Genomic DNA, 15375 nt, shown 5'->3' on the forward strand with positions numbered 1-15375 from the left:
CCGGGTCCGTCCGGCAGGCCACACCGCGGCCGCCCCTTCCCACCCTGCAAAACGGGAAGCGGGCGGCCCGCCCATGTCGGCTACGATTTCAAGGTTCGTAGACGATGCAGACGACCTGAAATCGGACGCGCCGTCACCCCACGTAGCGACCTGGGAGCAGCCCGCGATGGCTCGACACCTCATCACCAGCGCCCTTCCGTACATCAACGGGATCAAGCACCTGGGCAACATGGTGGGGTCCATGCTCCCTGCGGACGTGTACTCCCGGTACCTCCGCCAGCGTGGCCACGACGTCCTGTACATCTGCGCGACGGACGAGCACGGCACCCCCGCCGAGCTCGCGGCCAAGGAGCTGGGGCTCCCGGTCGCCGAGTTCTGCGCCCAGGCCCATGACGCGCAGAAGGCCGTGTACGACGGCTTCAACCTGGCCTTCGACTACTTCGGGCGCAGCTCCTCCCCGCAGAACCGGGACATCACGCAGGAGATCGCCCGCGAACTCAAGGCGAACGGGTTCATCGAGGAGCGGGCCATCCGCCAGGTGTACTCGAACGCCGACGGCCGCTTCCTGCCCGACCGGTACATCATCGGCACCTGTCCGCACTGCGGTTACGACAAGGCGCGCGGCGACCAGTGCGAGAACTGCACCCGTGTCCTGGACCCCACGGACCTGATCGAGCCGCGCTCGGCGATCAGCGGCAGCAGCGACCTCGAGGTCCGCGAGACCAAGCACCTGTTCCTGCTCCAGTCCACGCTGGCCGGCGAGGTCGAGGCGTGGGTCGACGAGCGCGCCGACGACTGGCCGGTGCTGGCCTCCTCGATCGCCCGCAAGTGGCTCACCGAGGGTCTGCACGACCGCGCGATCACCCGTGACCTGGACTGGGGTGTCCCGGTCCCCGCCGACACCTGGCCGGAGCTCGCGGCCGAGGGCAAGGTCTTCTACGTCTGGTTCGACGCCCCGATCGAGTACATCGGCGCCACGAAGGAGTGGTCGGACCTCGACCCGGAGAACCGTGACTGGCGCTCCTGGTGGTGGAAGTCGGACGCGGACGTCCACTACACGCAGTTCATGGGCAAGGACAACGTCCCCTTCCACAGCGTGATGTTCCCGGCGACCCTGCTGGGCACCCGCTCGCCGTGGAAGAAGGTCGACGTCATCAAGGCCTTCAACTGGCTGAACTACTACGGCGGCAAGTTCTCCACGTCCCAGAAGCGCGGCGTCTTCACGCACGACGCGCTGGAGATCCTGCCGGCGGACTACTGGCGCTACTTCATGATGGCGAACGCGCCGGAGTCCGACGACTCCTCGTTCACCTGGGAGCACTTCACGGCCACGGTGAACAAGGACCTGGCGGACACGCTCGGCAACTTCGTCAACCGCGTGCTGTCCTTCTCCCGCAAGCGCTTCGGCGACGAGGTCCCGGCGGGCGGCGAGCCGGGCGAGGCGGAGGCGCGGCTCGGCGCGGAGATCGCGCGGCTGCTCGCCGAGTACGAGGAGCACATGGAGGCCATCCAGTTCCGCAAGGCGGCGGCCTCGCTGCGCGCCCTGTGGTCGGCGGGCAACTCCTACCTCGAGGAGAAGGCCCCCTGGCTGGAGATCAAGACGAACAAGGAGGGCGCGGCCCTCACCCTCCGCACGGCGATGAACCTGATCCACCTCTACGCCGTCGTCTCGGAGCCGTTCATCCCGACCTCCTCGGCGGCCATGCGCGGCGCCTTCGACCTGGCGGACGACACCGCGGTGTGGGTGACGCAGGACGAGGCCAGGTCCCTCACCGCGGTCGCCGCGGGCACGCCGTTCACCGTGCCGCCGGTCCTCTTCGCCAAGCTCACCGAAGAGGATCTGGAGAGCTACAAGGAGCGCTTCGGCGGCGAGACCGAATAGGACCGCGGAACGCGGGTCGGCAGGACCTCGGGGCCCGGGAAGCAGCACGCTTCCCGGGCCTCTTCGTGCGGTCACCGGGGCGGTCGCGTTCGGCGACCCGGGCGGAACCGCTCCTGCGTCGTGTCCGCGGGAAAGACGGACGGGCCCGGAACCCCGCCGGGGTTCCGGGCCCGCTCTCGTCGCGCGCGCCTACTTCGGCTGCGGCTTGCGGATGGACAGGTGCAGCTCACGCAGCCGCGTCTCGTCCAGCTCCGTCGGGGCGCCCATCATCAGGTCCAGGGCGTTGCCGTTCAGCGGGAAGGCGATCGTCTCGCGGATGTTGGGCTCGTCGGCCAGCAGCATGACGATCCGGTCCACGCCCGGCGCGATGCCGCCGTGCGGCGGGGCGCCGAAGCGGAAGGCACGCAGCATGCCCGAGAACTTCTCCTCGACCGTCTCCCGGTCGTAGCCCGCGATCTCGAAGGCCTTGAGCATGATCTCCGGCTCGTGGTTCCGGATGGCGCCGGAGGACAGCTCGACACCGTTGCAGACGATGTCGTACTGCCAGCCCAGGATGTCCAGCGGGTCCTGGGTCTCGAGCGCCTCCAGGCCGCCCTGCGGCATCGAGAACGGGTTGTGCGAGAAGTCGATCGCGCCGGTCTCCTCGTCCTTCTCGTACATCGGGAAGTCGACGATCCAGCAGAAGCGGAAGACACCTTCCTCGAAGTGGCCCGCGCGCTTGGCGGCCTCCACCCGTACGGCGCCCATGATCTTGGAGACCTCGTCGAACTCGCCCGCGCCGAAGAAGACGGCGTGGCCGGCCTCGAGTCCGAGGCGCTCGGTGAGGACCTTGACGTTCTCCTCGGTGAGGAACTTGGCGATCGGGCCCGTCAGCGAGCCGTCCTCGGCGACGCGCACCCAGGCCAGTCCCTTGGCGCCCAGCGAGACGGCGTAGTCGCCGAGCTGGTCGAAGAACTTGCGCGGCTGGTCCTGCACGGCCGGCACCGGCAGCGCACGCACGTGCTTGCCCGCGAAGGCCTTGAACTCCGAGCCCTCGAAGACGTCCGTGATGTCCACGAGCTCGAGCTTGGCGCGCAGGTCCGGCTTGTCGGAGCCGTACTTCAGCATCGCCTCGCGGAACGGGATCCGCGGGAAGGGGGAGGTGACGTGACGGCCACCGCCGAACTCCTCGAAGATCTCCGTCATCAGCTTCTCGATCGGCTGGAAGACGTCCTCCTGCTCGACGAAGCTCATCTCGACGTCGAGCTGGTAGAACTCGCCCGGCGAACGGTCAGCGCGGGCGTCCTCGTCACGGAAGCAGGGCGCGATCTGGAAGTAGCGGTCGAAGCCGGAGATCATCAGCAGCTGCTTGAACTGCTGCGGGGCCTGCGGCAGCGCGTAGAACCGGCCCGCGTGCAGACGGGAGGGGACGACGAAGTCGCGGGCGCCCTCCGGGGAGGTCGCGCTGAGGATCGGCGTCGCCATCTCGTTGAAGCCCATCGCCGCCATCTTGTGGCGGATGGACGAGATCACGGACGTGCGCAGCATGATGTTGCGGTGCATGCGCTCGCGGCGCAGGTCCAGGAAGCGGTGCTCCAGACGCCGCTCCTCGTTCACCCCGTCCTCGGCGTTGATCGTGAAGGGGAGGGGGGCGGCCTCGCCCAGCACCTCCACCTCGCCGACCTCGATCTCGACCTCACCGGTCGGCAGGTCGGGGTTCACGTTCTCCGTGCCGCGGGAGACGACCTTGCCGTCGACACGGACGACCGTCTCCTTGGAGAGCTTGTCGAGCGTCTCGTAGGCGGGCGTGCCCGGACGCGCGACGAGCTGCGTGATGCCGTAGTGGTCGCGCAGATCGATGAAGAGGATGCCGCCCAGGTCGCGCCGATTGTGCAGCCAGCCGCTCAGCCGGACGTCGCTGCCGACGTCAGAGGCGCGGAGCTCGCCGCAGGTGTGGGACCTGTACCGATGCATCGTCGTTCATCCAGTCTTCGCGAATCGGGGTTTTTCCGGGGTCGCGCCCCGGAGCCTCCGGGCGGTCACGGCCCGGACCTACCAAGGGTACCGGCCGCCCCAAGATCGCCTCTCCCTCATTTCGCCCGGGGCGCGCCCGGGTCCCCGGCCCCTGCGTCGCCCGCGCGGGCACCGGGTCGCTCCGGGCCTGTGCAAGGTCCGTGATTTCCGGCGATCGGTGGCACCCTTCGATCACCTCTTCTTACAGTGGGGCAATGCGCACTGGTGAGCCCCTGCCCGCCGTGGGGGACGTCCTGGCCGCCCTCGCGACCGGTCTGTGGCGCTACGACGCCGCCGCAGGACTCGTGACGCTGGACGCCGAGGCCGCGCGGCTGGTCGGGCTGCCCGCGCAGGCGACGACGCTCACCCAGGCCGGGATCCGCGCCCGGTTCCACCCCGTCGACTGGAACGAGGTCGACGGCGTCGTCCAGCTCGCCCTGGCCGAGGGCACCATCGCCGAGGTGCGGATGCGGATCATGGACGGGCACGGGCGTGTCGTCCGTACCGTCCGCAGCCGCTCCAAGCCGTCGATCGACCCGCGGACGGGAAAGTACGAGCTGGTCGGCACCCTCCAGGAGGTCACCGACCCCTCCCCGAACGCCGCCCGCTCCCCCATCACCGGCGACTGGCGCCGCTCGCGCGAGGCGTTCCTGCTGGACGCGGGGCGGGCCCTGGCCGAGGCGCGCTCCACACAGGAGGTACTGCGGGTGGCGGCCGGGCTGGCGATGCCCGGCTTCTCCCCCGACGGGCTCGCGGTCTTCGGGGCTGAGGGCGACCGGCTGACCGTCGTAGGGCACCACGGGCACGAACCGGGGGACGAGGAGCCCTTCACGGAGATGTCGCTCGGCACGGACTACCCGGCCGCCGAGGTCGTGCGCACCGGCCGGGCGGTCTATCTGTCCTCGCCCGAGGAGTACCGGGCCCGCTATCCCGCCTCCTGGCCGCTCGCGGCGCCCTTCGGCCGTCAGTCCTGGGCCTATCTGCCGCTGACCGTGGCGGGCCGCACGATGGGCGCCTGGATGGCGGCCTTCAAGTACCCGGTCACGTTCACGCCCGACGAGCGCTCGGTGCTCACGACGGTCGCCCGGATGCTCGCCCAGGCCCTCTCCCGCGCGGGCGCCGCCGAGACGGAGCGGGAGCTGACGGACGGACTGCAGCGCTCGATGCTGCCCACGCTGGGCCCGGAGATACCGGGGATGGCCGTGGCGGCGCGCTACATACCCACCGGCGGCGGGCTCCAGGTGGGCGGCGACTGGTACGACATGATCCAGCTGCCGGGAGGCCGGTTCGCGCTCACCATCGGCGACGTCCAGGGCCATGACGTGCGTGCCGCGGGCCTCATGGGCCAGCTGCGGATAGCGCTGCACGCCTACGCCTCCGAGGGCCATCGCCCGGACGCGGTCCTCTCCCGCGCCTCACGTTTCCTGTACGGCATGACCTACGGCGAGGACGGCGCCGACCTGCGCTTCGCGACCTGCCTCTACGTCGAGGTGGACCCGGCGACCGGAACGCTGGAGATCGCCCGCGCGGGACATCCCGACCCCGCCATCCGCACCGCCGACGGGACGGTGCTGATGCGCCCGACCGCGGGCGGACTGCCGCTCGGCATCGACCCGGACGCGGACTACCCCACCACCCGGCTCGTCCTGGAGCCCGGCGAGACCATGCTCATCTGCACGGACGGGCTGATCGAGACCGGCGGACACGATCTGGACACCGGCTGGCGCCGGATACGGCGGATCCTGGAGGAGCACGACGGCGACACGGAGGAGTTGGCCGAGGCCCTGGTCCAGGCCGTGCACGGGCCCTCCTCGCACCACGCCACGGGGCCGCTGACCGACCGGCGCGAGGACGACATAGCCGTGCTGCTGCTGTGCCGGGCCGGCGACGGGAACCGCTGCACCACGGTGCCGGGCGGCCGGCATGTCGTGCGCCGCACGATGCTGACGGTCAAGCAGGCCGAGCCGGAGCGGGTCGCCGTCGCCCGGCAGCAGGTGCGCGAGCTGCTGCACGACTGGTCCTGCGAGGACCAGGTCAACTCGGCCGTCCTGCTGGTCTCCGAGGTGCTCACGAACGTCCTCGTGCACACCGACACCGACGCGCTCCTCGTCGCGGAGGTCTTCAGCGACCCCGACGGCCTGGACAGCGTGGACGGCAGGCGCGGGCGCCTGGTGCGCGTGGAGGTCACGGACGGCGGCGACGACCTCCCGCACAAGCGCGACCCGGGGGAGCTCGCGTCCTCCGGACGCGGCCTGGTCCTGATCGAACTGCTCGCCGACGCCTGGGGGGTGGATCCGCGGGGCGAGGGCAAGAGCACCTGGTTCGAGCTGCACGAGGAGCAGAAGAAGGAGTACGGGGAGGCTGAGGACCCGCTTCTCTGAGAGGCGAGGGCGTCCCGCACACCGCCGGCGGTGCTCACCGCCCGCCCTCGGGTTCCGGCGGCGGGGTCCGGTCCGCCTCGCCGTCGCCGTAGCGCTCCTTGAGCTCGTGGGCGACGCCGAACGCCGCCGCCGTCAGCGGGACGGCCAGCAGCATCCCCAGGATCCCGGCGACCGACGCGCCCGCGGTGATCGCCAGCAGTACCGCCGCGGGATGCATCTGCACGGTCCGGCTCTGGATCACGGGCTGGAGCACATGTCCCTCCAGCAGCTGCACGGCGACGACCACGCCGAGCGCCCACAGAGCGATGACGAACCCGCGGTCGGCGAGGGCGACCAGGATCGCGACCGCGCCGGAGAGGAAGGCCCCGAGGTAGGGGACGTAGGCGCCGACGAAGACGAGCGCACCGAGCCCGATCGCACCCGGCACACCGAGGATCAGCAGCCCCACGGTGATGCAGATCGCATCGATGAGCGCGATGATCGTGGTCCCGCGCATGAACCCCTCGACCGCCTCGAAGGCCCGCCGCGCCATGACCTCGACGCTGTCGGCGGCACCGCGCGGGACGAGCGAGCGCAGCAGTCCGGTGACCCGGTCGGAGTCGCGCAGGAAGAAGAAGACCAGGAACAGGGCCAGAACGGCCATGGCGATGGACTCGCCGACGACGCTGACCCCGCTGATGACGTTGGAGGCGGCGGTCCCGCCGAACTTGGTCAGCAGTTCCCGCGAATGGGACACCATGTCGTCCAGTGACGTCCCGGCGGCCCCGAAGTGCTGCGCGAGCGACTTCGCGGCGTGTCTGAGCGAGTCGACGATCTGTGCGCCGCTGTCCATGAGCGCCGTGACGACGACGTACACGGCCCCGCCCACCACGGCCACCACGGCGACGCAGGTGATCACGGCGGCGAGCGACCGCTGCATGCCGATCTGCACAAGCCGCCGGTACAGGGGCCCGAGGAGCGCGGTCCCGAGCAGTGCCAGCAGCACGGGCACGACGGCCGTGCGGAACACTCCGCACAGCCGGATCACGACCCAGCCGACCCCCGTGACCAGCAGGACGACGGCGCACCACGCGGCGAGCCGGCGGACGGGGTCGGGAAGGAGCTGCACCTTCCAAGACCAGCATGCCGAGGGCGGGCTGTCCTGTGCGGACGGCCCGCCCGGGTGACGCGGCGTCAGACCTGCTCGGCCGCGCGGCTCGTGGTCAGGAGCCCTGCGGACCGCTCTCGGTCATCCCGTGCACCGCGGGGACGGTGCCGAGCCGGCCCTTCTGGAAGTCCTCGAAGGCCTGCTGCAGTTCCTCGCGGGTGTTCATGACGAACGGACCGTAGTGCGCCATCGGCTCACGGATCGGCTGCCCGCCCAGCAGGATGACCTCCAGGTCGGGGGTGTTCGAGTCCTGCTTCTCGTCCGCGCGGACGGTCAGCGAGGAGCCCGCGCCGAACACGGCGGTCTGGCCGAGGTGGATCGGCCGCCGCTCCACGCCCACGGTGCCCCGTCCGGCCAGGACGTACGCGAGTCCGTTGAAGTCCTCGCGCCAGGGCAGGGTGACCTCCGCGCCCGGCGCCACGGTCGCGTGGACCAGGCTGATCGGGGTGTGCGTGATGCCCGGGCCCTTGTGGCCGTCCAGCTCACCGGCGATGACGCGCAGCAGCGCGCCCCCGTCGAGGGTCGTCAGAAGCTGCACCTGGCCGCCGCGGATGTCCTGGTAGCGCGGGGCCATCATCTTGTCCTTGGCGGGCAGGTTGACCCAGAGCTGGATGCCGTGGAACAGGCCGCCGGACATGACCAGCGACTCCGGCGGGGCCTCGATGTGCAGCAGGCCCGAACCGGCGGTCATCCACTGGGTGTCGCCATTGGTGATGGTGCCACCACCGCCCTGGGAGTCCTGGTGGTCGAAGATCCCGTCGATGATGTACGTGACGGTTTCGAAGCCACGGTGGGGGTGCCACGGGGTGCCCTTGGGCTCGCCCGGCGCGTACTCCACCTCGCCCATCTGGTCCATCATGATGAACGGGTCGAGGTGGCGGTAGTGGATCCCGGCGAAGGCGCGACGGACCGGGAAGCCCTCGCCCTCGAAACCGCTGGGTGCGGTCGTGACACCGAGCACGGGTCGGGCCACCGCGTCGGCCGAAGCGACCACGCGGGGCAGGGTCAGCGGGTTTTCGACGGTCACTGCAGGCATGTCGGTACCTCCTTGTGCTCTTACTTTAGTTGATGGTTGAACTTTCTGCCACCCGGAACACGGAAAGCCCGGACGGCATTCCCTCCGGGCTCCCGCCGCCCGCTCGGTGCGTCACTCGGTGAAGTACAGGCACTTCCGGGCGCCGTAGGCCGTGGAGTTCACGGTGTCGCCGGACCTCGGAGCCGGACGGGTACGGCCGGCTCGGCCGGGACGGGCTCCACAGCGGCCACACTCGGCGCGACCGAACCGGTAAGGATCGCGAGCGCCGTCGCGGCCGAGGTGCTGCGCATGCGCACAGTGCTGGAACCCCCACAAGAGAACCCGGGGTCGCCGGGAGATGAGAGTGCCGCGCGGCACCCGGACACCACCGCGGTACAGCGGTCGGCATGCGGGGCGCGGCCAACGGAGTGAAACTCTATGGCATGTTCGTGACAAGTCGGGCGGGAGTCACCCGGCCGTCACCGGGGGTACCGGCCCGGAAGATCGGCCGTCCGCGAGGCCGAGGCGCAGGGCCCCCGGCGAGACAAGGGCATCGGCCGTGCACGGCACGTCCACCCGGCCGCCCGCGCAAGGGCGAACGGCCGTCGGCGAGGAGCCGGCGTCCGGGGTCTGCCGTCCGGATCCGGCCGGCCGGGGAGACCGCGCCTTCCGCCGACCCGAGCGGGGCGTGGTGCGTGCAGCTGAAAGGCGGAGCGTCGGCAATCGACGACAACGCGGAAGACGGGCGTGCCACGCCCCGCGACGCCGACATGATCCAGACGACCGGCCCTAGCCGTACATCCGCCGCATCGCGAACTCCACCATCTGCTCGACCGCCTTCGCGTCGAAGACCATCCGGTGCTCGCCCTCCATGTCGAGGACGAACCCGTACCCGGTCGGCAGCAGATCGATCACCTCGGCCCCGGTGATCACGAAGTACTTCGACTCCTTGCCGGCGTAGCGGCGCAGCTCCTTGAGGGAGGTGAACATGGGGATCACGGGCTGCTGGGTGTTGTGCAGCGCCAGGAATCCCGGATTGTCGCCGCGCGGGCAGTACACCTTGGACGTGGCGAGGATCTGCTGGAAGTCCTCGGCCGACATCGACCCGGTGGTGAACGCCCGGACCGCGTCCGCGAGCGACGGCGGGGACGGCTCGGGGTACAGCGGGGGCTGCTGGCCGTACCCGCCGGGCATCTGCCCGCCCGGCATCTGCTGCCCGGGCATCTGCTGCTGCGCCGAGGCGTACTGCTGCTGCGCGCCCGTGTTCTGGTAGCCGTACATGCCCCAAAGAGTAGTGGGCCACATCAGGGCCATGAGGGGTTGATTCTTATTACCGACGGGTAGCATCATCGGAGCTACTAGTTGGTATGTGAACCAGATGCGAGGAGACAGTGCCTCGCCGATCCCGCTACGGAGCCGTCGCCATGGGGCACTACAAGTCGAATCTCCGCGACATCGAGTTCAACCTCTTCGAGGTGCTCGGGCGCGACAAGCTGTACGGCACCGGTCCGTTCGCGGAGATGGACACGGACACCGCCAAGAGCGTCCTCGAGGAGCTCACCCGCCTGTCCGAGAACGAGCTGGCCGAGTCCTTCGCCGACGCCGACCGCAACCCGCCGGTCTTCGACCCCGAGACCAACACCGCGCCCGTCCCGGCGTCCTTCAAGAAGAGCTACAAGGCCTTCATGGACTCCGAGTACTGGCGTCTCGGACTGCCGGAGGAGATCGGCGGCACCAACACCCCTCCGTCGCTGATCTGGTCGTACGCGGAGCTGGTCCTCGGCTCGAACCCGGCGATCTGGATGTACTCCTCCGGCCCGGCGTTCGCCCGCATCCTCTTCGAGGAGGGCAACGAGGTCCAGAAGAAGATCGCCAAGATCGCCGTCGACAAGACCTGGGGCTCCACCATGGTGCTCACCGAGCCGGACGCCGGCTCGGACGTGGGCGCCGGGCGGACGAAGGCCGTCCGGCAGGAGGACGGCTCCTGGCACATCGAGGGCGTGAAGCGGTTCATCACCTCCGGTGAGCACGACATGGAGGAGAACATCCTCCACTACGTCCTCGCCCGTCCCGAGGGTGCCGGCCCCGGCACCAAGGGCCTGTCCCTCTTCCTCGTGCCGAAGTACCTCTTCGACTTCGAGACCGGCGAGCTGGGCGAGCGCAACGGCGTGTACGCCACCAACGTCGAGCACAAGATGGGCCTGAAGGCCTCCAACACCTGCGAGATGACCTTCGGCGACCGCCACCCGGCCAAGGGCTGGCTGATCGGCGACAAGCACGACGGCATCCGCCAGATGTTCCGCATCATCGAGTTCGCCCGCATGATGGTCGGCACGAAGGCGATCTCCACGCTGTCCACCGGCTACCTGAACGCGCTCGAGTACGCCAAGGAGCGCGTGCAGGGCACGGATCTGGCCGACTTCATGGACAAGGCCGCGCCCAAGGTCACCATCACGCACCACCCCGACGTGCGCCGCTCGCTGATGACGCAGAAGGCCTACGCCGAGGGCATGCGCGCCCTCGTACTGCACACGGCCTCCGTCCAGGACGCGATCGCGGTCAAGGAGGCGAACGGCGAGGACGCCTCCACCGAGCACGCCCTGAACGACCTGCTCCTGCCGATCGTCAAGGGCTACGGCTCCGAGAAGGGCTACGAGCAGCTCGCCCAGTCCCTGCAGACCTTCGGCGGCTCCGGCTTCCTGCAGGAGTACCCGATCGAGCAGTACATCCGCGACGCCAAGATCGACACCCTGTACGAGGGCACCACCGCGATCCAGGGCCAGGACTTCTTCTTCCGGAAGATCGTCCGCAACCAGGGCGCGGCGCTGAACTCCCTCGCCGAGGACATCAAGAAGTTCCTGGCGCTCGGCACGGGCGGCGAGGATCTGGCGGGTGCCCGCGAACACCTCGCCAAGGCGGCCGTCGAGCTGGAGGCCATCGTCGGCCTGATGCTGACCGACCTCGCCGCCACCGAGAAGGACGTCAAGAACATCTACAAGGTGGGGCTCAACACCACCCGCCTGCTGATGGCCTCCGGCGACGTCATCGTCGGCTACCTCCTGCTGAGGGGTGCCGCGATCGCCACCGAGAAGCTCGAGACGGCCTCCACCAGGGACAAGGCGTTCTACACCGGCAAGATCGCGGCGGCGAAGTTCTTCGCGGCCAACGTCCTGCCGGGCGTGACCCTGGCGCGCAAGGTGGCCGAAGGCGTGGACCTGGACCTCATGGAGCTGGACGAGGCCGCCTTCTAGAACGCCGCCGGCCCGGACCCGTCACCCGCGCTGTCCGTACGGGCCTGCAGGCGCTCCGGCCGTCCGGAACCCCGACTCTCCACATCCCCCTTACGAGGGCCCGCTCCCGATCACCGGGAGCGGGCCCTCGTCCGTCGTTAAGGTGAACACATGAGCACAAGCCTCCGCTTCGACCGCGGCCACACCGACGACCTCATGTCCTTCCTGGCGGCGAGCCCGTCGCCGTACCACGCTGTGGCGCACGCCGCCGAGCGGCTGGAGAAGGCAGGCTTCCGCCAGGTCGCCGAGACGGATGCGTGGGACGGCACGAGCGGCGGCAGGTATGTGCTGCGCGGAGGCGCGATCATCGCGTGGTACGTCCCCGAGGGTGCCGAAGCCCACACGCCGTTCCGGATCATGGGCGCGCACACCGACTCCCCGAACCTCCGGGTGAAGCCGCGGCCGGACAGCGGTGCGCACGGCTGGCGGCAGATCGCCGTGGAGATCTACGGCGGCCCCCTGCTCAACTCCTGGCTGGACCGGGACCTCGGCCTTTCGGGCCGGCTGTCCCTGCGTGACGGCACCACCCGCCTGATGAACATCGACAGACCGCTGCTGCGCGTGCCGCAGCTGGCCATCCACCTGGACCGCTCGGTCTCCGCCGAGGGGCTGAAGCTCGACAAGCAGCGCCACCTCCAGCCTGTCTGGGGCCTGGGCGACGACGTGCGCGACGGGGACCTGATCGCCTTCCTGGAGGAGGAGCTCGGCCTCGCCACGGGCGAGGTGACGGGCTGGGACCTGATGACCCATTCCGTCGAACCGCCGGCCTACCTGGGCCGGGACAAGGACCTGGTGGCGGGGCCGCGGATGGACAACCTGCTGTCGGTGCACGCGGCCACCGCGGCACTGGCGGGCGTGGCCGCCTCCGACGCCGGCCTGTCGTACATCCCCGTGCTCGCGGCCTTCGACCATGAGGAGAACGGCTCCCAGTCGGACACGGGTGCCGACGGTCCGCTGCTCGGATCGGTGCTGAAGCGCTCGGTGTTCGCCCGGGGCGGTTCGTACGAGGACCGGGCCCGTGCCTTCGCCGGCTCGATCTGCCTGTCCTCCGACACCGGGCACGCCGTCCACCCCAACTACGCGGAGCGGCACGACCCGACCCACCACCCCCGGGCCAACGGCGGCCCCATCCTCAAGGTGAACGTCAACAACCGCTACGCCACGGACGGTTCGGGCCGGGCCGTCTTCGCCGCGGCCTGTGAGAAGGCGAACGTGCCCTTCCAGTCCTTCGTGTCGAACAACTCGATGCCCTGCGGCACGACCATCGGCCCCATCACGGCGGCCCGCCACGGCATCCGCACCGTCGACATCGGCGCGGCGATCCTGTCCATGCACAGCACCCGCGAGCTGTGCGGCGCGGACGACCCCCACATGCTGGCGAACGCGCTGGTGGCGTTCCTGGAGGGCTGAGGAACAGAGCCGCGACCGCCGCCGCGCATGCCCACCCCGGACCCGGGTACCCGGGTCCGGGGCCGGAAGGGCCGGCCCCGCAGGGAGGGCAGGACTCATGGGCCTGGGCGGATGCATCATCCTGATCGCCGTCGGCGCCATCCTCGCGTTCGCGACCGACTGGCACATGCAGGGCGTCGACCTTCAACTGGTCGGAGTCATCTGCATGATCGTCGGTCTCATAGGGGTGGCCACGTTCAGCAGCATCTACCGCCGCAGGCGGGTCGTGGTGCCGCCACCGGTCGTCGAGGAGGAGCGGCACCACCCCCGGGACGGGTACGGGCTCTGACCCCGCACCCACCCGGCCCGTCGGGTACTACTCCGCGTCCATGCCCGCCAGCACCAGGGGAAGCCGATCCGCTCCGCCCTGGGTCAGACGGACGGGGACTCCCCAGTCCTGCTGGTGGACGTGGCACGCCGGGTACTCGTTGGCGGGATCGTCGTCGCAGGACGCGGCCATCGCCGAGACGTGCAGGACGCCCTCGGACACGGCAGGGTTCAGCTCGAGTTCACGCGAGAGGTCCGTGTCCGCTCCCTCGCCCTTGAGCAGCAGCTCGGGCGGGGTCGAGGAGACCAGCAGCCGGGTCGAGGGGCCGTAGCGGGTGTCGAGCTTCTGACCGGCCGGAGCCTGGAAGATCACATCCAGCCGCAGTCCGCCCGGCGCCACTTCGGTCGCCGCCCGCTGGGTGCGGTGGGCGACCGAGGCGACCTGGACCGCCTCCTCGGGCAGCCGCAGCCGGGTCAGCCGGTGGCGGGCCGACTCCACGACCACGATGTCCTCGCCGACGAGCACCGCGTCCGAGGGCTCCCGCAGATCCGTCGCCAGCGTGCTCACCTCGCCGGTGGCCGGATCGTAACGGCGCAGGGCGTGGTTGTAGGTGTCGCTGACCGCCACCGAGCCGTCCGGCAGCGCGGTCACGCCCAACGGGTGCTGGAGCAGCGCCTGTTCCGCCGCGCCGTCGCGGTGCCCGAAGTCGAACAGCCCTGTGCCGACGGCCGTGTGCACCGCGCCGTCCCGGTCCACCCAGCGCAGGGCGCTCGTCTCGGAGTCCGCCAGCCACAGGCGCTCCCCCTCGGTGGAGACCGCGAGTCCGGAGGGCTGGGCGAACCAGGCCTCGGCGCCCGGTCCGTCCACCAGCCCCTCGTTCGTGGTCCCGGCCGCCACCTCGACCGAGTCCGACTCCGGGTCGTACGTCCACAGTTGGTGCACACCGGCCATCGCGATCCAGACCCGGCCGCCGAAGACCGCCACGTCCCACGGTGAGGAGAGGTCCACCTCCCGGGCGGGACCGGACGTGGGCGAACCCTGCCACCACTGCCTGCCGGTGCCCGCCAGGGTGGTGACCTCGCCGGTCGCCAGGTCCAGTCGGCGCAGCGCGTGGTTCACGGTGTCGGCGACGACCACCGCACTCTCGTCCAGCAGCGCGAGTCCCTGCGGCTCGCTGAAGGCCGCCGCGTCCGCCGGACCGTCCGCGAAGCCCCGTGCGCCCGACCCGATCCGGCGCACGACCGTCTCCCCGTCCGCGGCCAGCTCCACCAGCTGGTGCCGGGTGGTGTCGCTGACGAGGAACGTCCCGGACGGCAGCAGAAGCGCCTTGCCCGGGAAGCGCAGGGACGTGGGGCTGGGCTCCGGCGCCACGTACGGGCCGTCGCCGCGGCGCAGGGTGCCCTTGGCCGCGTGTTCCTCCGCCAGCTCCGCGACGAGCCGCGCTATCGCGTGCGCATGCCCCTCCCCCGCGTGCTGGGCGACCACATAGCCCTCGGGGTCGATGACCACGAGCGTCGGCCAGGCGCGGACGGCGTACTGCTTCCAGGTGACGAGCTCGGGGTCGTCGAGGACGGGGTGCTCCACGCCGTACCGCTCGACGGCGTCCACCACCGCCTGGTGCTCCGCCTCGTGGACGAACTTCGGGGAGTGCACACCGATGATCACCACGGTGTCGCGGTGCTTCTCCTCCAGCTCGCGCAGCTCGTCCAGGACGTGCAGGCAGTTGATGCAGCAGAACGTCCAGAAATCGAGAATGACGATACGTCCTCGCAGGTCGGCAAGGGTGTACTGCTCACCGCCCGTGTTCAGCCAGCCACCCTTGCCGATCAGCTCGGGGGCACGGACACGGACGCGACGCGGTGCGGAGTGGTTCATGGGTCAAGAGTGCCATCCGGGGCGAAGTCACCGCGGAGCCTGTGGACAACCTCGGTGACCGTACGTACACGACCGT

At 70.3% G+C, this 15375-nt stretch carries 10 protein-coding genes; 5 read left to right on the top strand and 5 right to left on the bottom strand.

Features of this window, described 5'->3' with window-relative positions; all coding sequences use genetic code 11:
- Positions 1-166 precede the first annotated feature (166 nt).
- Positions 167-1882, top strand: a complete 1716-nt coding sequence (metG, locus tag RCR19_RS18005) for a methionine--tRNA ligase (protein ID WP_331266083.1) — start codon at positions 167-169, stop codon at positions 1880-1882.
- A 189-nt stretch (positions 1883-2071) separates the two neighbouring features.
- Here metG and aspS read toward each other — a convergent pair whose 3' ends face one another.
- On the bottom strand, positions 2072-3835 hold the full coding sequence (gene aspS / locus RCR19_RS18010) for an aspartate--tRNA ligase (protein ID WP_331266084.1): 1764 nt from the start codon (positions 3833-3835) through the stop codon (positions 2072-2074).
- 254 nt (positions 3836-4089) lie between these two features.
- Between aspS and RCR19_RS18015 the strand changes: the two genes are divergently transcribed.
- Positions 4090-6255: a SpoIIE family protein phosphatase gene (locus RCR19_RS18015; protein ID WP_331266085.1), complete on the top strand. Its 2166-nt coding sequence runs from the start codon at positions 4090-4092 to the stop codon at positions 6253-6255.
- 34 nt (positions 6256-6289) lie between these two features.
- Here RCR19_RS18015 and RCR19_RS18020 read toward each other — a convergent pair whose 3' ends face one another.
- The 3 genes from RCR19_RS18020 to RCR19_RS18030 form a co-directional block, all read right to left on the bottom strand.
- The gene (locus tag RCR19_RS18020) at positions 6290-7363 is read right to left on the bottom strand and encodes an AI-2E family transporter (RefSeq protein WP_331266086.1); all 1074 of its coding nucleotides are present in this window, start codon (positions 7361-7363) and stop codon (positions 6290-6292) included.
- A 94-nt stretch (positions 7364-7457) separates the two neighbouring features.
- Positions 7458-8438, bottom strand: a complete 981-nt coding sequence (locus tag RCR19_RS18025; RefSeq protein ID WP_331266087.1) for a pirin family protein — start codon at positions 8436-8438, stop codon at positions 7458-7460.
- Positions 8439-9206: 768 nt separating this feature from the next.
- Positions 9207-9698 carry an SseB family protein gene (locus RCR19_RS18030; RefSeq protein ID WP_059130386.1) on the bottom strand — a complete coding sequence of 164 codons (492 nt, stop codon included), beginning with the start codon at positions 9696-9698 and terminating at the stop codon, positions 9207-9209.
- 143 nt (positions 9699-9841) lie between these two features.
- Between RCR19_RS18030 and RCR19_RS18035 the strand changes: the two genes are divergently transcribed.
- The 3 genes from RCR19_RS18035 to RCR19_RS18045 all read left to right on the top strand — a co-directional run bounded on the left by RCR19_RS18035 (position 9842) and on the right by RCR19_RS18045 (position 13445).
- A complete protein-coding gene (locus tag RCR19_RS18035; protein WP_331269476.1) occupies positions 9842-11668 on the top strand; it encodes an acyl-CoA dehydrogenase in 1827 nt (608 codons plus the stop codon).
- Between the two features lie 150 nt (positions 11669-11818).
- The gene (locus RCR19_RS18040) at positions 11819-13117 is read left to right on the top strand and encodes a M18 family aminopeptidase (RefSeq protein ID WP_331266088.1); all 1299 of its coding nucleotides are present in this window, start codon (positions 11819-11821) and stop codon (positions 13115-13117) included.
- 97 nt (positions 13118-13214) lie between these two features.
- On the top strand, positions 13215-13445 hold the full coding sequence (locus RCR19_RS18045) for a DUF6458 family protein (RefSeq protein WP_059130383.1): 231 nt from the start codon (positions 13215-13217) through the stop codon (positions 13443-13445).
- A 27-nt stretch (positions 13446-13472) separates the two neighbouring features.
- Here the strand turns inward: RCR19_RS18045 and RCR19_RS18050 are convergent, their stop codons facing one another.
- On the bottom strand, positions 13473-15299 hold the full coding sequence (locus tag RCR19_RS18050) for an NHL domain-containing thioredoxin family protein (RefSeq protein ID WP_331266089.1): 1827 nt from the start codon (positions 15297-15299) through the stop codon (positions 13473-13475).
- Positions 15300-15375 lie beyond the last annotated feature (76 nt).

Source organism: Streptomyces sp. WAC07094 (assembly GCF_036320405.1).
Lineage (GTDB): Bacteria > Actinomycetota > Actinomycetes > Streptomycetales > Streptomycetaceae > Streptomyces > Streptomyces lannensis.

Coding starts and splice junctions, on each gene's coding strand:
- RCR19_RS18040 (WP_331266088.1), top strand. CDS start 11,819: ATGAGCACAAGCCTCCGCTTCGACCGCGGCCACACCGACGACCTCATG.
- aspS (WP_331266084.1), bottom strand. CDS start 3,835: ATGCATCGGTACAGGTCCCACACCTGCGGCGAGCTCCGCGCCTCTGAC.
- RCR19_RS18035 (WP_331269476.1), top strand. CDS start 9,842: ATGGGGCACTACAAGTCGAATCTCCGCGACATCGAGTTCAACCTCTTC.
- RCR19_RS18030 (WP_059130386.1), bottom strand. CDS start 9,698: ATGTACGGCTACCAGAACACGGGCGCGCAGCAGCAGTACGCCTCGGCG.
- RCR19_RS18025 (WP_331266087.1), bottom strand. CDS start 8,438: ATGCCTGCAGTGACCGTCGAAAACCCGCTGACCCTGCCCCGCGTGGTC.
- RCR19_RS18015 (WP_331266085.1), top strand. CDS start 4,090: ATGCGCACTGGTGAGCCCCTGCCCGCCGTGGGGGACGTCCTGGCCGCC.
- RCR19_RS18045 (WP_059130383.1), top strand. CDS start 13,215: ATGGGCCTGGGCGGATGCATCATCCTGATCGCCGTCGGCGCCATCCTC.
- RCR19_RS18050 (WP_331266089.1), bottom strand. CDS start 15,299: ATGAACCACTCCGCACCGCGTCGCGTCCGTGTCCGTGCCCCCGAGCTG.
- metG (WP_331266083.1), top strand. CDS start 167: ATGGCTCGACACCTCATCACCAGCGCCCTTCCGTACATCAACGGGATC.